At 73.7% G+C, this 18,478-nt stretch carries 14 protein-coding genes; 3 read left to right on the top strand and 11 right to left on the bottom strand.

What is annotated here, in order from left to right; all coding sequences use genetic code 11:
* The first annotated feature begins 302 nt into the window (after positions 1 to 302).
* On the top strand, positions 303 to 2,267 hold the full coding sequence (locus tag ACZ5ID_RS22155; RefSeq protein ID WP_468900535.1) for a glycosyltransferase family 87 protein: 1,965 nt from the start codon (positions 303 to 305) through the stop codon (positions 2,265 to 2,267).
* 244 nt (positions 2,268 to 2,511) lie between these two features.
* On the opposite strand, the gene ACZ5ID_RS22150 is transcribed toward ACZ5ID_RS22155, so the two are convergent.
* The 11 genes from ACZ5ID_RS22150 to ACZ5ID_RS22100 form a co-directional block, all read right to left on the bottom strand.
* Entirely contained in the window at positions 2,512 to 4,170 is a 1,659-nt protein-coding gene (locus ACZ5ID_RS22150; protein WP_468900532.1) for a carboxylesterase/lipase family protein, read from the bottom strand.
* Position 4,171: 1 nt separating this feature from the next.
* Positions 4,172 to 6,031, bottom strand: coding sequence for an asparagine synthase (glutamine-hydrolyzing) (gene asnB, locus ACZ5ID_RS22145; RefSeq protein WP_468900529.1), 1,860 nt, complete (start codon positions 6,029 to 6,031; stop codon positions 4,172 to 4,174).
* Positions 6,032 to 6,050: 19 nt separating this feature from the next.
* A complete protein-coding gene (locus tag ACZ5ID_RS22140) occupies positions 6,051 to 6,968 on the bottom strand; it encodes a tyrosinase family protein (protein WP_468900527.1) in 918 nt (305 codons plus the stop codon).
* Between the two features lie 25 nt (positions 6,969 to 6,993).
* Positions 6,994 to 7,371, bottom strand: coding sequence for a tyrosinase family oxidase copper chaperone (locus ACZ5ID_RS22135; RefSeq protein ID WP_468900524.1), 378 nt, complete (start codon positions 7,369 to 7,371; stop codon positions 6,994 to 6,996).
* A gap of 160 nt (positions 7,372 to 7,531) precedes the next feature.
* On the bottom strand, positions 7,532 to 8,638 hold the full coding sequence (gene griH, locus ACZ5ID_RS22130) for a 3-amino-4-hydroxybenzoic acid synthase (protein ID WP_468900521.1): 1,107 nt from the start codon (positions 8,636 to 8,638) through the stop codon (positions 7,532 to 7,534).
* Positions 8,639 to 8,652: 14 nt separating this feature from the next.
* Positions 8,653 to 9,498: a 2-amino-3,7-dideoxy-D-threo-hept-6-ulosonate synthase gene (locus ACZ5ID_RS22125; RefSeq protein WP_468900518.1), complete on the bottom strand. Its 846-nt coding sequence runs from the start codon at positions 9,496 to 9,498 to the stop codon at positions 8,653 to 8,655.
* Positions 9,499 to 9,517: 19 nt separating this feature from the next.
* Positions 9,518 to 10,912, bottom strand: coding sequence for an aspartate kinase (locus tag ACZ5ID_RS22120; protein WP_468900515.1), 1,395 nt, complete (start codon positions 10,910 to 10,912; stop codon positions 9,518 to 9,520).
* A 255-nt stretch (positions 10,913 to 11,167) separates the two neighbouring features.
* Positions 11,168 to 12,118 (bottom strand): BTAD domain-containing putative transcriptional regulator, encoded by a 951-nt coding sequence (locus ACZ5ID_RS22115; RefSeq protein WP_468900513.1) that lies wholly within the window; start codon positions 12,116 to 12,118, stop codon positions 11,168 to 11,170.
* Positions 12,119 to 12,295: 177 nt separating this feature from the next.
* Positions 12,296 to 13,483, bottom strand: a complete 1,188-nt coding sequence (locus ACZ5ID_RS22110; protein WP_468900511.1) for an MFS transporter — start codon at positions 13,481 to 13,483, stop codon at positions 12,296 to 12,298.
* Between the two features lie 140 nt (positions 13,484 to 13,623).
* Complete coding sequence (locus ACZ5ID_RS22105) at positions 13,624 to 14,265, bottom strand: NADPH-dependent F420 reductase (protein ID WP_468900508.1); 642 nt, start codon at positions 14,263 to 14,265, stop codon at positions 13,624 to 13,626.
* The gene (locus ACZ5ID_RS22100; RefSeq protein ID WP_468900505.1) at positions 14,262 to 15,680 is read right to left on the bottom strand and encodes an FAD-binding oxidoreductase; all 1,419 of its coding nucleotides are present in this window, start codon (positions 15,678 to 15,680) and stop codon (positions 14,262 to 14,264) included. Before ACZ5ID_RS22100 ends, ACZ5ID_RS22105 begins: the two co-directional genes overlap by 4 nt.
* Positions 15,681 to 15,905: 225 nt before the next feature.
* Between ACZ5ID_RS22100 and ACZ5ID_RS22095 the strand changes: the two genes are divergently transcribed.
* Positions 15,906 to 17,033, top strand: a complete 1,128-nt coding sequence (locus ACZ5ID_RS22095; RefSeq protein WP_468900502.1) for a LuxR C-terminal-related transcriptional regulator — start codon at positions 15,906 to 15,908, stop codon at positions 17,031 to 17,033.
* A gap of 140 nt (positions 17,034 to 17,173) precedes the next feature.
* On the top strand, positions 17,174 to 18,418 hold the full coding sequence (locus ACZ5ID_RS22090; protein WP_468900499.1) for a GAF domain-containing protein: 1,245 nt from the start codon (positions 17,174 to 17,176) through the stop codon (positions 18,416 to 18,418).
* The last annotated feature ends 60 nt before the right edge of the window (positions 18,419 to 18,478 follow it).

The raw sequence follows: 18,478 nt of genomic DNA, 5'->3' as shown, positions 1-18,478 counted from the left end.
ACCTCTCCCCCCCCCCCCCCTCCCCCCCTCCCCTCCCCCCCCACCCCCCCCCCCCCCCCCCCCCCCCCCCCCCCCCCCCCCCCCCCCCCCCCCCCCCCCCCGCGCCCATGCGGCGGGAGGACGGAGGAGACGGGCGGAATGATCTTGTTCAGGCAGCTGGGACCACCCGCGGTCGCCGGACTTCGGGCACCGGCCGCTCGCGCTCTCGTGCTAGCTTCGGTCAACTGGAGGACGCGGGGCGGCGTCCCTATGAGCGATGGGACGAGAGACGTCCTGAGACTGTGTGAGGCGGGAGAGCCGCAGTGACCACCGCTGAGCCGACGCCTGCACGCGCCGACGGCAGCAGCCCTTCTCGGCCGGACGGGCGAATACAGGACGAGAGCAGGGACCCGGTGCGGGACCAGAACCTGACCGGGCCCCTCGACGTGGCTCCGGCCGCGGACACGGGCCGGGACGAGGCCACGAAGACGGCCGCGGCCGGGCCGACGCACTTGGACCCGGCCCCGGACCCGGCCCCCGCGCCGGCCCCGGGCCGGAACGTGGTGTCCCGGGTGCGCGAGTTCACGGCCCGGCACCCCGTGATCGCCGTCACGGCCGTCGCCGCCGTCGGGCACATCCTGTGGTTCATCTTCTTCGCCAACAGCGGCGGCGACCTCGCCGCGCAGGACGCCTGGGCCGAGTTCGTCGGCCGCCACCCCGCCTCCGCGTACAACCTGGCGTGGTACGGCGGTATGCACCCGGTCTCGTACAGCGTCGTCTCGCCGTATCTGATGTCGCTGCTCGGCGTCCGTACGACGATGATGATCGCCGGAACCGTCTCGGCCGGGCTGACCACGCTGATCCTGGTGCGGGTGCGGGCCGTCCGCAATCCGCTGCCGTGCGCCTTCGCGGCCCTCTTCGCCTTCCTGTGCAACGCCTGCTCCGGCCGGGTCACCTTCGGGCTCGGCACGATGTTCGCGCTCGGCGCGGTCGCGGCGGTGTTCTGCTGGCCGCACCGCTGGCGCACCGAGCGGTGGGCCAAGGGCGTGGTCGCCGCGCCGCTGGCCGGGCTCGCGACGGCGAGCAGCCCGGTGGCCGGGCTCTTCCTCGGTGTGATCGCCGCCGCGCTGTTCCTGAACCGGCGCCGCCCGGGCGCGTACGCCCTCGGTCTGCCGCCGGTCGCGGTCGTGGCGCTCTCCGCGCTGCTGTTCCCGTTCTCGGGCACCCAGCCGATGTCGCTCGCCTCGGTCTCGCTGCCCTTCCTCTTCTCGGTGATCACGCTCCTCCTGGTGCCCCGGGAGTGGAAGACGGTCCGCACGGGCGCCGTGGTGTACGGCGTGGGCGTGCTGCTCACCTGGATCATCGACTCGCAGATCGGGTCCAACGTGACCCGGCTCGCGATGCTCTTCGCCGGTGTGGTGATGCTGGCCGCCCTGCCGTACGCGGTGCCGCGTTCGCGCAAGTGGTACGTGCTGGTGGTCGCCTTCGTCGGGATGAACGTCTGGGTCGGGGTCAAGGCCGTCGACGACATCGTCAGCACCGCCCCCGCCGCGTCCTGGGCGCGGGCGCTCGCTCCGCTGGTGGACCAGCTCCAGCAGGTCGGCGCCGAGCGCGGGCGGGTCGAGGTCGTACCGGCCTCCAGCCACCGCGAGGCCTCCGCGGTCGCCCCCTACGTGAACCTCGCGCGGGGCTGGAACCGTCAGGCCGACATGGAGCGCAACCCGCTCTTCTACGACGACACGCTGGACTCGGCGAGCTACCGGGGCTGGCTGGACCGCTGGGCCGTCCACTACGTGGTGCTGCCCATGGGGCCGCCGGACTCCAACGGCGCCGAGCAGGAGGCCAAGCTCATCCAGAAGGGCCAGCCCTATCTGAAGGAGCTGTGGCACAACCCCGACTGGCGGCTGTTCGCGGTCGAGAACCCGACGCCGCTGGCCGACCCGCCCGCGACGGTGGAGCGCGCGGGGGAGGGCGAGTGGACGCTGAAGGTGAGCGCGCCCGGCCGGGTCCTGGTCCGTATCCCGTACTCGCCGTGGCTGAAGCTGGTGGACGAGAAGGGAAAGGGTGTGGAGCCGCCGCAGGAGACTCCGGAGTCGAAGCGGCGGGGGCACGGGGTGCCGAAGACGTACACGAACCCGAACGGCTGTCTGTGGAAGGCGTCCGAGGACGCGGCGGGGGACGAGTGGACGGAGCTGCTCGCGCCTCGGGCGGGTACGTACCGGCTGGCGTCGCCGTACAGCCTCCGCCGCGGGACGGCCTGCCCGGCGGAGCTCCGCCCCGACCGCTAGCCCCACGGGGGCCCGGTCTTCGGCGCGCCCCTGAGTGCCGTGTGTACCTGCGGCCCGGTGGTGGGTTGCTCGCGCAGTTCCCCGCGCCCCTGGAGGTTGCCCAGGGGCGCGGGGAACTGCGCGAGGAAGCCCCACCGGGCCGCACTTCGGGAACGACCTCAGGCCCCCCTAGGGGCGCGGGGAACTGCGCGAGCAACCCACCACCCACCCGCAGCCGAAGCCCGGGCGCGAGCAACCCCGCGCATCACGTCACCACCCGCGGCACCCACTCCCCCCCGTCCCAGAACCCCAGCTGCCGCCCCTTCGGCACGTCCGCGACGCGCGGCCCGCTCGGGTCGCCCAGGAGCAGCGTGCTCGGGCGGCCGGGGGCGAAGGGCGGCCACGGGGGGACGCCGGGGGCCGTCGGGACGCCGGTGCGGGCGAACGACGCCACCAGGTCCATGAAGGCGTCCCCGACCCGCACCTCCCCCGGCCCGTCGCCGCACGCCTCCACGTTCCCGGGCAGCTCGTACGTGCCGAAGAGGAACGGGGAGGTGTGCTCGTGCGGTGTGCCGAACCAGGGCGCGCGGGCCGGGTGGGCGAACTCCATCAGATACCCGGGCGCCGTCCCCGTACGGGCGTGCCGCTCGGCGAGGCGGACGTTCAGGTACCGGAAGAGGCCGTCGCCCCACACGTCGGTCCACAGGGAGACCGGGTCCAGCGGCAGCCCCTCGGCCACGGCCGCCGCCCGGTAGGCGTCCACGCAGCCGTCCACCAGCGAGTCGGGAACCCGTGCCGCGCCCTTGAGCAGCACCCCGCGCACCGCCTCCCGCAGCGAGGCGTCGTCGGTGGGCGCGGGGGTGGGGATGGGGGAGCCGGGGCCGGTGTAGAAGGAGCCCTCGGTGCGGGTGTGGACGGACAGGACGGGCACCGCGGGCGTGGCGAGCTCGTGGTCGAAGGCGCGCATCCACCGCCCGTCGACGACCGGCCCCCGGTACTCGCGCCCGCTGCCCACGGTCCGGCCGCCCGGCGCTCCGGAGAAGACCGTGAACCAGGCGTCCTGGACCGCCGCGGCGGGCGCGGCGCGCAGGCCCCGTACGGTCGTGCCCAGCCGGACGGCCACCTCCTCGTACACGCGGCGCGCGTCCGGGACGGTCAGCGAGGTGGCGGGTGCCCAGACGTGGCAGGCGCTGATGGGGACGATCCGGCGGATCAGCCCGCGCAGTTCGGGGCGCAGGGCGAGCTGCCAGGCGGAGGCGCCGCCCGCCGAGGTGCCGGCGAGGGTGATGTTGCCGGGGTCGCCGCCGAACGCCTCGGCGTTCTCCCGTACCCAGCGCAGCAGCGCGGCCTGGTCCTGGAGGCCCCAGTTGGCGCAGTCGCCGGTGAGGTCGTCGGTCAGCTCCTCGTGGTAGCCGAAACCGAAGGCGCCCATCCGGTAGTTGAAGGTGATGACGACCAGGTCGCCGCGGACCGCGAGGCGGCTTCCGTCGTACGTGGGCAGGCTGCCCGCGCCGACCTGCCAGCCGCCGCCGTGGATGTAGACGAGGACCGGGCGCCGTCCGCGCGGACCGGGCGTCCAGACGTTGGCGTACAGCCCGTCCTCGCGGCCGGCGGGGTCGATGGTCTGGAGGAAGGGCGGGGCGAACCGGGTGGCGTCGCGCACCCCGCGCCAGGGCAGGGGCGGCCGGGGCGAGGCGAATCTGAGCTCCCCCAGCGGGGGCCGGGCGTACGGCACGCCCCGGAACACCAGCGCCCCGCCCTCGCGCGCCCCGGCCACCGGCCCGGCGGTGGTGCGGACCACCGCCGGGCCGGCGGGTCTCGCCCCGGCCGCCGGGCGGGCGGCGGCGGCCGGCGCCGCGCCCGCCACGGCGGCGGCGGCCGTGGCCGCGAGCACCGCCCGGCGGCCCGGCGGGGAGGCGGCCACCTCAGCCCGCCTCGGGCACGAACCGGACGCCGAGGTCGCGGATCCAGGCGTCCAGGTCGACCAGCCGCTCCATGACCGCGCGCCCGCTGTAGGGGCCGCCGATCGCGTACGAGCCCACCGGCCGCTCCAGCAGGCGCCGCAGCCCCTTGGGGTCGACCAGGTCGAGGACGGGCGAGTCGCCCGAGGCGAGGGCGGTGACGCGGTCGCGCAGGGCGAGCTCGTAGCGGACGTCCTGGGTGGAGGGGTACGGGCTCTTCTTGCGCTCCACGATCGAGCGCGGCAGCACGTCCCGGGTCGCGGCCCGCAGCAGGCTCTTCTCGCGGCCGTCGAACGTCTTCATCGCCCACGGGGTGTTGAAGACGTACTCGACGAGGCGGTGGTCGCAGAACGGGACCCGGACCTCCAGGCCCACCGCCATGCTGATGCGGTCCTTGCGGTCGAGCAGGAAGTTCACGAACCGCGTCAGGTGCAGATGGCTGATCTCGCGCATCCGGGCCTCCTGCGGGCTCTCGCCGGGCAGGGCCGGGACGTCCGCGATCGACTCCTTGTAGCGCTGGTCGATGTAGGCGCCGAGGTCGAGCCGGTCCCACAGGCCCGTGGCGCGCAGGGCGTCCTGGCCGCCGGCCCGCCGGAAGGGCAGATGCCAGGGGAAGGTGGCCGAGGAGACCGCCTCGGGGTCGTGGAAGTGGCTGTAGCCGCCGAAGAGCTCGTCGGCCGACTCGCCCGACAGGGCGACCGTGGAGCGGGCCCGTACCGCCTGGAAGAGCAGGTAGAGCGAGTACTCCATGTCGCCGGTGACGGTCGGCAGGTCGAGGGCGCGCAGGACCGCTCCGCGCACCTCGGGGGTGAGCAGTTGCGCGTTGTCCAGGACGATGTCCTCGTGGTCGGTGCCGATGTGGGCGACGGCCTCCTTCACGAACGGGGCGTCCGGCGCCTCCCACACCGCGTTGGCCTCGAAGCGCTCGGCGTGGCCGGTGAAGTCGACGGAGAAGGTGCGGATACGGCCGCCGTCCTCCTCGGCGAGCGCCCGGGCGGCGAGCGCGGTGACCGCGCTGGAGTCGAGGCCGCCGGAGAGCAGCGAGCACAGCGGTACGTCCGAGACGAGCTGGCGGCGCACGGTGTCGTCGAGGATCTCGCGGACCGTGCCGACGGTGGTGTCGAGGTCGTCGGTGTGCGGACGCGACTGGAGCTGCCAGTAGCGGATCTTGCGCAGTCCGCGCCGCGAGAGACGGACCATGCTGCCGGGCCGTACCTCGTACATGCCCCGGAACACCGCGTTCTCGGGCGTCATGGTCAGGCCGAACACCTCGCGCAGGCCCTCGGCGTCGACGACCGGTTCGGCCAGCGGATGGGCGAGGATCGCCTTGGGTTCGGAGCCGAAGAGGACCCCGTCGTCGGTGGGGTAGTACAGCAGCGGTTTGACGCCCATCCGGTCGCGCACCAGGAGCAGTTCCTCGGTACGGGTGTCCCACAGCGCGAAGGCGAACATCCCGTTGAGCCGCTCGACGAACGCCTCGCCCCACTCCAGATACGCCTGGAGCACCACCTCGGTGTCGCTCTCGGTGCGGAACCGGTGGCCCCGGGCGCTCAACTCGGCGCGCAGCTCGCGGTAGTTGTAGACCTCGCCGCTGTAGGTGACGACGGCCTCGGGGGTGACGCCGAACCCGGCGGCCATCGGCTGCCGGCCGCCCTCGATGTCGATGACGGCGAGGCGCCGGTGGCCGAGGGCGGCGTGCCGTCCGGTCCACACCCCGCCCGCGTCCGGTCCCCGGCACACCATGGTGGCGGTCATGGCCCGGACGCCGTCCTCGTGCTGCCTGACGTCGTGGCCGTAACCGACCCAGCCCGCTATACCGCACATGTCTGTGGCCCCCCTCTCGTCAGGCGTAGGTGTAGTACCGGCGGTGGTCGACGACCTCGGCGACGGTCCGGGTGTGCCAGGGGAAGAGCGGGGTGCTGGGGTCGGCGACCTCGGGGGTGGGCTCCTGCGGGAGGTAGTGCGGTACGTCCGGGTGGAGCGTCTGCCAGTCGGCCCAGATCTTGTCGATGAAGCAGTGGTGCAGGAAGAAGACCGGGTCGTTGGGGGAGGAGATGTACATCATGTGGCCGCCCACCCACTGGTGGCCCGCACCGTGCAGCTTCCCCGCCGGGGGCTCCCAGGCGAAGTTGGTATAGCCCTCCAGGTGGTTGCGGAAGCTGTTGTACGGCGGCTGGCTGCCGGAGGTGTAGTTCCACGGCGGGCAGTCGTAGACCGGCAGGTCCATGGTCTGCTTCAGCTGCTCGGGCGAGGGCAGCGAGGGCAGCTTCTGCCCGATGCGCCGGATCAGGAACTTGCGGTCGTCCACGGTGTAGTGGCCGTTGAGCGCCGGGTTCTCGTCCCCCTCCGGCTGGACGTTGACGCGCAGCTCCCAGCCGTTGGGGTAGGCGAAGGGGCCCGTCATCACCATGCCGTCCGAGGGCCGCCCGTCGCCGCCCATGAAGTCGTCGGCCCACAGCGGGGAGTGGGGCGACTGGTCCTTGGTCCAGTCCCAGTACGGCAGGGTCACCGTCGGGTCGACCCGGCGCAGCTCCTTCTCGAACTCCATCAGGTACTGCCGGTGCCAGGGGAAGAACCCCGGGTTGATGTGGCCGACCCGCTTGCCGGTGTCCTTGTCCAGGTAGTCCTGGGAGTTGACGTCGACGTGGAGCTTGACGAACCGGTCGTAGATCCCGCGCCGCTTGATCTCCAGGACGGCCTTGATGAACCGCCGCCGCTCGCCGCGCGACATGTCCAGGTGGTTCCTGCGGACGTGTGTCATGGTCCTGTTCCTCAATCTCGCGGGATCACATGGAGTGGTGGGAGGCGTCGCCGAGCGGTACGAGGTTGGCGCCGTGCAGTTCGTCGACGGCCGCGCGGGCGGCGTGCAGCGGCGTCTTGGCGACCTCGTAGTGGCACAGGGCGCTCAGATAGGCGCCCTCGCCGAGCTTCATCAGGTGCAGGGGCTTGCCGTCTATGGAGACGGCGTGGTCGGCACCGGTCTGGGTGACCCGGATGACGCGGCCCTTGTAGGTCTCGGTGTGGTCGTCGCCGCTCCGGGCGGCGGCGACGGGGGAGCCGTCGTTACGGGTGCCGTACACGGCGACCCCGCCGGCCCCGGCGAGCCCGGTGGCAACGGTGGCGGCGACGGCGCCCCGCTTGATCACATCGCGGCGGTTGAGCATGGGGGAGTCCTTTCTGTGGTGGGGGTAGGGGGCGCGGCGGTGCGACAGGGCACCGCCGCGCCCGTGTTACCTGAGGGGCGCGGGGAACTGCGCGACCAGCCCACGCCGGCCCGCAGACGAACGACGACGCGTCCCGCGCCCCGCACAGCGCAGCGACCCGTCACTTCTCCAGGCAGAACTCGTCGATCGGGTAACCCACGTGCCGGTCCTCGCTGGGCAGGAACCCCAGCACCTTGTCGCCCGGCTTCAGCTCGGTGCTGTTCAGCACCACACCCCCGGGCCCCAGGACCCGTACGTGCCAGTCGTCCTGGAGGATCAGGTTCACCTGCTGCCCGTTGGGCGCCACCGCGTCGATCGAGATGAGGGGCCGCGACTCGATCTTGACCCGGCCGACCGTGACCAGCCGGGTCTGGCCCTTGATGTCGACGGCGAGGACCTTGCTGCCCGCCTTGAGCTCGCTGAGGTAGTGGGTCCGCTCGTCCTTGGAGAGCGTGTACGAGTGGATCGCGCCCGCGTTGACCCGGAACGGCCGCGTCGGCATGTACGGCAGCGGGTGCGTCTCGCTGACGCACAGGATCATGCCCTTGGAGTGCGAGCCGACCAGGATGCCCTCGTCCTCGCGGAAGTACGTGCAGGTGTCGACGCAGGCGCGCTCGCCCATGCCGATGTGCTCGGTGTGGCGCACCTCCAGCTCGACCAGGTTGAGGTCGGGCACGTCGGCGGTGGCGGCGGCCTTGAGGTGGGCGGCGTCGCCGACGGCCCTGGGCGCCATCATCACGCCGTCCGAGCCGTGCTCCAGCACACCGAAGATGATCTCGGCCTCCTCCACGTCCTTCGCCACCGTGATCATGCTGCCGGTGGCGCGGGCCGCCGCCGCGATCACGATCTCCAGCGGGATCTTGGTGGGGTCGCGGAAGAGGAGCACGCTCCACTTCTCGGTGCGCGCCGACTCACAGGCGTCCTCCAGGGTCGGCGCGTCGACGATCTCCACGAAGCGCCCGAACTCCACCTCCGGGTGCTTGAGGGCGAGTTCGGCCGGCGTGATCCCGTGCCCGGCCGGGTCCACGATGACCACGGACGCGTCCCCGAACTCGGCGGGCAGCGGCTTGCCCTGGGGGAACAGCACCTTGGTGACGGTCGGCGGCAGGTCGGCGAAGTCGGCGGGGTCGTCGGCGACGATGCCCTCCAGCCGGTAGTGCAGGGCCTCCTGGAGGATGGCCTCCTTGGCCTCGCCGAGCGAACGGGCGTCGAGCCAGCTGAGCTTCATGGGGCGAACTCCTCTTAAGAGACGGTGGTCAGCGGTACGGCGGATGCGTCGGGGACCGCGTCGGACGCGGGCATCTCGTGCGGGTGCGGTACGGGGTGGACCAGCCGCGCGACCTTGGCGGCCATGGCGCCGGGGTCCGGGGCGAGGAAGACGTTGCGGCCCATCGCCACCCCGCTGGCGCCGCCGCGCAGCGCCTCGTCCACATAGGCGAGCACCCGGTCCTCGTCGGGCTCCCGGGGGCCGCCCACCACGACGAGCGGGACCGGTGAGGCGGAGGTGATGTCGCGCATCTCGGCGACGGTCTCGGCGCAGACGGTCTTGACGACGTCGGCACCCAGATCGGCGGCGAGCGAGGCCGCGTGGGCGATCAGCGCGGGGTCGCGCGGGTTGGTGATCTTCGGGCCGCGCGGGTACATCATGGCGAGCAGCGGCACGTTCCACCGGTCGCAGGCGTCCGCGACCGCGGCCATGTCCGCGATCTGCCGCCGCTCCTGGACGGAGCCGAGGTTGACGTGCACGCTGACCGCGTCCGCCCCCAGGCGCAGGCTCTCCTCGACGCTGGCGACCAGGTACTTGTCGTTGGGGTCGGGGGCGTGCACGGTGCTGGCGCTCAGGTGCACGATCAGCGAGGTGCGGGCGAAACGGGCGGAGTCGACGTACCGCAGACTGCCCTTGTGCAGGACCACCGCGTCCACGCCGTTGTCCGCCAGCCGGCCGACCAGGTGGTCGAGACGGTTCCCGCCGGTCAGCGGGCCGTCGGTGACCGAGTGGTCCAGCGGGACGATCAGCAGCCGGTCGCCGCCGTGGCGGTGGATCCGGCGCAGCCGCAACTGCCGTGCGAACGAATGGTGCAACATCATCACAACCTCCTCTGTCGGATCAGGCGGGTACGGGCGCGGTGACGTCCGTACCGGCGTTGAGCGCGGTCAGGCCGAACTCGTCGTGCAGGACCCGGGCGGCCCGTACCGCGTCGTCGTCCGGGACGGTCACCGAGATCCGCATCTGCGAGGTGGACACGGAACTGGGCGCGATGGCCGCCGACTTGAGGCAGCGCAGCATGCGTGCGGTGCTGTCCGGGCGGCTGAGCAGTCCCGTACCGACCAGGGAGAGCTTGGTGATCCCCGCGTCGGACTCGATGGCCCGGCCCGGGGGCCCGGGGCGCCGCGCCAGGTAGTCCCGCAGCGGCTGTACGTCGTCGGTGTGCAGGGTGATGCCGATGTTCACACCGGTGCTCTCGTCCGAGAGCGCGGCCATGTCGACGGTGAGGGACTCGCGGGCCAGAAAGGCGAAGACGTCGGTCGCCGCGTCCGCGTCGCCCGCGTCGAAGCGCAGGGTGACCCGGGCCACGTCCGCGTCGAGGACCACTCCGGTGACGGTCGTCGCTGATTCGAGCATGTCGGCTTTCGTCTCCTCCCTGGCGGCGATCACGGTCCCGGGACCGGGCCGTGCGGAGTGCTTGACGTGGATGTCGACCTTGCGCAGCGCCGCCAGCTCCACGGCCCGGGCGTGCATGACCCGGGCGCCGGCGAACGACATCTCGGCCATCACGTCGACGTCGACGGCCGGCAGCACCCGGGCGCCGGGCAGCAGCCGGGGGTCGGCGGTGAACACCCCGTCGACATCGGTGTAGATCTCGCAGTGGGCGGCGCCCAGTTCGGCGGCCAGCGCCACCGCGGTGGTGTCCGACCCGCCGCGTCCCAGCGTGATCACATCGCGCCGGGCGGTCAGCCCCTGGAACCCGGCGACCACCGCCACCGCGCCCCGGGCGAGCACCTCGTCGATGGTGTCGGTGTCCACGGTGACGATCACGCCGCGGCCGTGCGAGCCGGTCGCCAGGATGCCGGTCTGGGCGCCCACCAGGGACACCGCCCGCACCCCGGTCCGGTGCAGCGCCATGGCGAGCAGCGCGGCGGACGCGTTCTCGCCGGTCGCGAGCAATTGGTCGGTCTCGCGGCCCGCCGGGGGCGCCCCGACGGCCTCGGTCAGCCGGAGCAGCCGGTCGGTGGTCTTCCCCCGGGCCGAGACCACGACGACCACCGGACGGCCGGTGCGGTGTGTGGCCGCGACCCGCTGCGCCACCGCGCGGATCTGCTCGATCGTGGCGAGCGAGCTCCCGCCGTACTTGTGCACCACGGGTCCGCGCCGGTCGGGGCGTACGGAACCGTCGGGGTGTGCCGGTTCGCCGGGTTCGCCGAGGCCGCCGGGGTCAGCGGGGCCGGCGTGGCCGGTGCGGTCAGGGCCGGGTCCGGCCGGGCCGTGCGGGGAGGGCGCCATGAGAGGGGTCACCTCCGCCGTTCGAGAGAGCCATGAAGCAGTCCTTTCACGCGGCTTCGGCGAGGCTTTCTCCCGGTTCCCCGTTCCTTTCCGGTCCGGCCCCACCGGCGGTGACGCTGCCAAAGACGCGTATCGGCCAGGTTTCACGCGGATATCGCGGCCGGGCGCGCGGCGATACCGGACGCGAAATGCCCCGTGCCGAAAGCACGGGGCATTGGGGAAAACGCTGGTGGGAACGGTGCCCACCCGATTTCGTCAGAGTTTCAACGTCGCCTGGAGGCGGAGATTGGCCTGCTGCAAACTGGTCAGCCGGGTGCGCATCGCCAGGGTGTGGTCGGTCCAGGACGTCTTCACCGCCCGGTGTGCGGGCTGGCGGATCAGGGACGCGACCGGTGCCGCACGGCCCGCCTCCACCGGGCCCGGGCGGCCGGGTGCCCCCAGCGACGGGTCCTCGGCGAGGATGGCCCGCTCCAGGGTGCGCAGCGACTCCCCGGGGTCGATGCCGAGCTCCGCCGAGAGGAGCGTGCGGGTCTCGCGGAACTGCCGCAGCGCGTCGGCCTGCCGCCCCGAGCGGTACAGGGCGAGCATGAGCTGGGCGCACATCTGCTCGCGGTAGGGGTTCTCGGCGACCTGCCGGTACAGCTCCCCGACCACCTTGCGGTGCCGCCCCATCTGGAGCTCCAGGTCGACGCACTCCTCCAGTACGGACAGCTGCTCCTCGCGCAGCATGGTCGCGGCCTGCCGCAGCACCCTGCTCTCCAGCCCCGCCGCCACCGGGCCCTTCCACTGCGCCAGCGCCGAGCGGAACAGGTCGACCGCCTGCTCGGGCTGCCCCTCGCGGGCGGCTGAGCGGCCCAGCGCCGCCAGGTGCGAGAAGCGGGCCAGGTCCAGCGCGGTGTTCGGCACCCGGATGCGGTACCCGGCCGGGTGCGTCTCGATGAGGTCCCCCACGCCCGCCCCGACGAACTGGCGGCGGATGGCGGAGACGCAGATCCGTACCTGCCCCTTCGCGGAGGCGGGCGGGGTGTCCTCCCAGATGGCCTCCAGGAGCCGTTCGATCGGTACGACGTGTTCGGCTTCCAGCAGGAGCGTGGCGAGCAGTGCCTGTTGTCTGAATCCACCGAGACGGACCTTGCGGCCCGCGCATTCGACTTCCAGTGGACCGAGTATTCGGAAAGTGAATGCCTGGTTAACCGCTGACTGCATTGGCTGAGCCCTCCCCAAGTCGGCGTTCTAGCATCTCTTTTCGGCCGCCGGGGGCCGTTTCGGCCGCCGGCGGCAAGCATTCCGGCCCGGCCGATGCGGCGGCCGGGCGGAACGTCTTCGGCAAGGATTTCAGATGGGCCGTCGAGTACGCGTGGAGCGGGTCGTGGCGGGCGCCCCCTACCGGGCCGGGGCGGCGGTGGGGGCGGTCGCCGCGGGGGCCGCGGCCGGCCGGTTGATGCGCAGGGAGAGCGCGAGGACGCCCAGCGCCACGATCCCCACGACGAGCGCGGCGTAGCCGACGCCCGAGGCTCCGTCGGCGGCGTAGCCGGCGGCACCGGCCACGCCCCCGGTGCTGATCCCGATGTAGATGGTGCTCTGGTGCAGACCGAGCAGGAGCGGGGCGGACTGCGGCGCGGTCGCCACCAGCCGCATCTGCTGCGGCACGTTGATCATCCAGTGGCACACGCCCCAGGCGACGGCCAGCGCGATGCCCGCGCCCAGCGACGTGGAGAGCAGCGGGGTCAGTGTCGCGGCGGTGACCAGGAGGGGGGCGGCGACGGTGATGGTCCGCACCGGCCCGATCCGGTCGGTGAGGCGCCCGGTGAGCAGGTTGCCCGATACCGCCCCGATACCGAAGCACAGCAGGATCAGCGAGGTGCGGCCCGCGTCGCCGCCGGTCGCCTCGTCCATCACCTCGTCGATGTAGTTGTAGACGGTCCAACTGGTGCTCAGGCAGAGCCAGGTGGCGATCAGCGTGACCAGGACGCGCGGCTGCCCGAGCGGCGCGAGCCGGGCCCGCAGGGTCGTCGCCGCCTGCCCCTTCAGGTGCGGCACGGTCGCCGCGATACCGGCGGTGGCCGCCGCGGTGAGCCCCACCACCAGCCACAGGGCCGCGCGCCAGCCCGCCTCGTCGCCCAGCCAGGCGCCCAGCGGCAGACCGAGCACGATGGCCGCGGTCAGGCCGCCCACCACCAGCGCCGCCGCCCGTCCGGCCCGCTCGGGCGGCACCATCGCCCGTGCCACGGCGAGGGAGTTGGTGGTGTACATGGAGGCCCCGGCGCCGGCCACCACCCGCCCGGCCATGGCCCAGGAGTAGTCCCCGGCCACGGCGGTGAGCGCGTTGCCGACCGCGAACACGCCGAGCGCGCCCAGCAGCAGCTGACGGGGCGGGCGGTGGCCGGTGGCGGCGGCGAGCAGCGGCCCGCCGATCGCGTACGCCAGCGCGAAGGCGGTGATCAGCCAGCCCGCGGTGGTACGCGAGACGCCGAAGTCGTCGGCCATGGGGTCGAGGATCGGCGCGATGATGAACGTGTCGACGCCCATCGCGAAGTTGCCCAACGCGAGGACGAGTAGGCGCAGACGCACGGTGACTCCTTCGGAGTGTGCGGGGAAGGGGGCGGGGACGGCCCGTCGGGGAGGGGGCCGGTCGGGACACGGGCGCGGATACGGTTACGGATACGGGCGTACGGGCGCGGACGCGGATGCGCACGGGGGCGGGGGCCTCCTCACCCGTCGGGCAGGAGCTTGATGCCGGCGTCGCGGCCCAGACCGAGCCGCTCGATGAGTTCCATGCACAGCAGCGCCATCTGCTCCAGGACGTGCGCGTTGCGCAGATCGCCCGCGTCGAGACCGCGCAGCCCCGCCCGGTCGATGAGTTCGATGACCGGGATCTTGGCGCTGTAGTCGTCGCCCGCCACGAACACGTCGAGGTGGGCGCCGTCGACCCGGCCGGCGAAGAGGGTGGCCGCGCAGGTGGTGTTGAACGCCTTGACCACGGATGACTGGGGCGCGGCCCGGGCGATCAGCTCGGTCATGCTGGGGCCCGCCCGGCCGAGCGCCGCCGCCCCGGCCTCTTCCACCGGGTTGGTGGTGTCGATGAGGATCTTCCCGGCGAGGGCGGCGCGGTGCCGGGTGACGAAGGCGAGGGTGTCCTCGCTGCCCATGGCGAGGGTGATGAGGTCGGCCTCCAGGACGCCGTCGACGTCATGGGCCTCGACGCGGCCCCGGGTGCCCGCGCCCGCAGCCGCCGCCGCCCGCACCGCGCGCTCCGGGGAGCGGTCGGTGAGCCGTACGGTCTCACCCGCGAGCGCGAACTGCCGTGCCGCGGCCCGGCCCATGGGCCCCGCGCCGATCACCCCGATTCTCACGCCGGCACCTCGCTCGCCAGGGCCGCCGGGGCGATGTTGTGGTTGACGCGGAAGACGTTGGCGGGGTCGTACCGCGCCTTGAGCGCGCCGAGCCGGGCGTACGCCTCGGGGGTGAAGGCCGCCCGGACGTGGTCGTCGCCGGCCGAGGCGTCCAGGAAGTTGAGGTACCTGCCGCCGGTCGCCCAGGGCGCCAGCCGCTCCAGGAGCAGGTCGTCCTGGCCCTGCCCGGCCGGGCGCGGCCCGCCGGGGGCCACCGTGAGCAGGCAGAAGCGCGCGTCCCGGTTGCCCACCGCGTTGTCGTGCCGCACCGGCCGGGTCAGCGCCCCGCCGAGGTGGCGCAGCTCCACCAGCCCCAGCGAGCACCCGGAGTCCGGCCCGGCCACCGCGAGGAGGCGCCCGGCCGCCGTCCGGTCCAGTTCGCCGAGCATCATGGTGCGTTCGTGGTACGGGTACGGCTCGGTCGGGTCGCCGTGGATCGAGGCGACGTCCGCGTACGGCATCTCCCGTACGGTGTCGAGCACGCGCCGCCCCGACTCCCGCAGCGGCGCCACGAGCCGGGCGCCCTCGGCGGCCGTGCCGGTGAACGCGATCCGCACCTGGACGACGAACCGGCCGCGGACCTCGCCGGGCAGCGCGGGGTCGTCGGGGAAGCGGACCAGCGCCAGCGAGGAGCTCATCTCCCGGGGCGCCGACGCCGTCCAGTCCAGCCAGGCGGGCAGCACGGCCGGGGCCGCCGCCCCGTCGAAGGTGAGCGCCCCGCCGTACAGCCGGGACACCGGCATCAGACCGATCTCCATCGAGGTGACGATCCCGAAGTTGCCCTTGCCGCCGCCCAGCGCCCAGAACAGCTCGGGCTCGCGCTCCGGGTCCACCTGGCGCAGCACACCGTCGGCGGTGACCACGTCGAGGCCGCGGATGTGGTCGGCGGCGTACCCGAAGGTGCGGGCCAGCACCGCGAGGCCGCCGCCGAGCGTGTACGAGACGGCGCCGACCAGCGGGGACGAGCCGTTGAGCGGGGCCAGGCCGTGGGCCGCGCCCTCGTGGACGACCTGCTCCCACAGCACCCCGGCGGCCATCCGCGCGGTGCCCCGGTCCGGGGCGATCCGCAGCCCGGTCATCCGGCGGGTGGAGACGAGCACCGCGCCGTCGGCGGGCCGGGCCGCGCCGTGGCCGGTGGCCTGCACCGCGACCGGCAGCCCGTGCGCGGCGGCGAACCGGACCGCCGCCGCCACGTCCGCCGCCCCGGTCGCGCCCACCACCAGCGCGGGGCGGTGCTCCAGCAGGGTGTTGAAGCCCGCGCACTCCTCGGCGTAACCGTCCTGGCCGGGCAGGAGGACGGGCCCCCGGACGGCGGCGGCGAGCGCGGCGACCAGGTCGGCGGGGAGGTGCGGGGGGTGCTGCACGGCGGATCGCACGGTGGGTGCCTCCTGGTTCGGCGCGGGGCGGGGGCGGGTCGCGTGGTCCATCGTCGGCGGCGCGGGCCCCCGGACGACATCCCGAGATCTGGGTGTTGGCGGGGCCCCACCCCCCTCAACTGAGGGGGGTGTGCCCGGCGTTCGGGTGCGGGAGCATGGAGGGCAGACGCGCACCCGAGGAGACCCACCCGTACGCGAGGGGTGGCGAGCGAGGAGTACCGGCCCGTGACCGTGCCCAGGAACGCGAGCACCACCCACGCCATCGACACGCTCCTGACGGCCATCGGCGCGGCCCCCGACGCCCTCGCCCTGTTCGCGACCGCCTCCGAGCAGTTGCGCCGCCTCATCCCGTACGACGCCTCGGTGTGGCGGGCCACCGACCCGGTGACGGGGATGATGACCTCGCCGATCCGGGTGGAGAACCTGACCGAGGAGGGCTGCTCGGTCTACTGGGAGTCCGAGCTGCTCACCGAGAACATCAACCTCTTCCGTGACCTCGCCCGAGCGCCGCTGCCGGTGGCGGGGCTGCGCGAGGCCACCGGCGGGCTGCCCGGCCGCAGCACCCTCTACCGCGACTTCCTGGAGCCGCGCGGCCTCGACGACGAACTGCGCGCCGTGCTGCGGGTCGGCGGCCACCCGTGGGGCCAGGTCAGCCTGTTCCGCGCCCAGGGGGCGCCGGCGTTCGGCGCCGACGACGCGCTGGTGGTCAAGGAGCTCTCCGCCGCGATGGCCCGGCGCCTGCGGTCCTTCACCGAGCCGTCCGCGGACCCCACCCCGAGCCACGCCCCCGGCCCCGGGCTGCTGCTCTTCGACGCCTCGGGCCGTCTTCTGTCGGTCAACGACGAGGCCCGTGAACTCCTGGACGACCTGCTGCCGGGCCCCTCGACCCCGACCCCGCTGGGGGTGTCGGTGCCGGCCTGGATGCACAGCACGGCGAGCAAGGCGCGGGCCATCGCCGCGGGCTGGGACAAGGGCGTGGCGCGGGTGAGGGTGCGCAGCAGGGGTGGCCGCTGGCTGGCCTGTCACGCCTCCTGTCTGCGCGGCGCGGACGGCGAGCTGGGCGCCTCGGCGGTGGTGATCGAGCGCGCCTCGATCTCGGAGGTCGCCCCGCTGATGGTGAAGGCGTACGAACTGACCGACCGCGAGCTGGAGATCACCCAGCACATCGCGCGCGGTCTGGGCACCGCGGAGATGGCCGGGAAACTGTTCCTGTCGCCGCACACGGTCCGGGACCATGTGAAGGCGATCTTCGAGAAGGTCCGGGTGTCCAGCCGCGGCGAACTGGTGGCGAAGCTGTTCACCGAGCACTACGCGCCGCTGGGGGAGGAGTCGGAGCAGCGGGTGTGGGGGTGAGGGTGGCGGCGGGCCCGTCGGCCGCCGCGCCCACGGGAGCGCGTGGCGGACCGTCGGCCGCCGGATCCCCATGACTCCCCCCTTCCGCCTCCACACAACGCGCACATATCTTGGGCGCGGAACGCTGAGGGGGGTCGCCGATGCGTATCGCTGAGGCCGACGCGTCCGGGGGGAGGCTTGTGGTGGCGAAGGGGACGGCGGCACACGGGGAGCCGGGCGACGAGAGCGGCGAGAGGGGTGGCGCGGGAGCGTTACGCATCCTCGAACTCCTCGCCGCCCAGGCCCCGTTGGACGCCATGGAGGAAGTCCTGCTCAAGGCCCACGACCGGGGCGCGACGGCGGACGAACTGGCGTTGATCCACCGGGCGGGCCGGCTGGGCCGGACGGTCCACGGCCTGCTCGACCGCCGCCGCCGGCGCGAGGCGGACCTCACGGCCCTGCTGGACACGGCCCGCGAACTGGCCTCGTCCTGCGACGTGGACGGCCTGGTGAAGACGGTCGCCCACCGCACCCGGGCCCTGCTCCACGTGGACACGGCGTTCGTGGCGCTGCTGACGACGGGCTCGGGCGACTCGGTGGTCCGGGCCTCGGCGGGCGCCACCACCTCGCTCCACATCGGGCTGCACCTCTCGGGCGACCACGGCATCGGGGCGGTGGTCAGGGGCACGGGCGCGCCCTTCTGGACGCCCGACTACCACGCGGACACCCGGATCGAGCACGACGCGGCCCTGGACGCGGCCATCGCCCGCGAGGGACTCCGCTCGGTGCTGGCGCTGCCGCTGCACCACGCGAGCGGCACGGTGGGCGTGCTGTACGCGGCGCACCGCGACGTACGCCACTTCGAGCCCGACGAGGCCGCCCTCCTCGGCTCGCTCGCGGACCTGGCGGCGGCGGCCGTCGACAAGGCCCAGTGGCTGGAGCTCTACAACGCCGAGGTGGCCAAGCTGGAGGAGCACAGCGCGCTGGCGATGGAGACGATCGAGAAGGAGCGCTCGCTGGAGGCGGTACGCGACCACATCATCGGCTTCGCCCTCTCCGGCCGGGGCGTGGCGGGCCTGGCGGCGGAGGTGGGCGTACTCCTCGACGCCGACATCCTGGTCCGCGACCACCGGGGCCGCGTCCTGGCGGGCGGCGAAACCCCCTGGCCCCCGCTCCCCGCCCCCGCCCCGACCCCGCGCGCCCCCCAGCTCCTCGACCAGGACACCTGGCAGGCGGCGATCTGGGCGGGCCCGACCTGGCTGGGCCACATCCTGGCCCGCCCCCGCACGACCCTCACCCCCGAGGGCGAACGGATGCTCGCCTACGCGGGGCAGGCGGTGGCGCTGGCGGTGGGGGTGGGAAGGGGACCGGCGGGGGTCGGCGGGTTCGACAGCCACTGCGCGTGAGGAGGGGCGGCGGACCGGGCCCCGGGCGGGACCGGGCCGTCATGGCCGCGGCCCCGCCGG

Source organism: Streptomyces sp. NPDC031670, from assembly GCF_055580545.1.
Note: the sequence above shows the minus strand (reverse complement) of the source record. Positions and strands in the feature narration are given on the sequence as shown.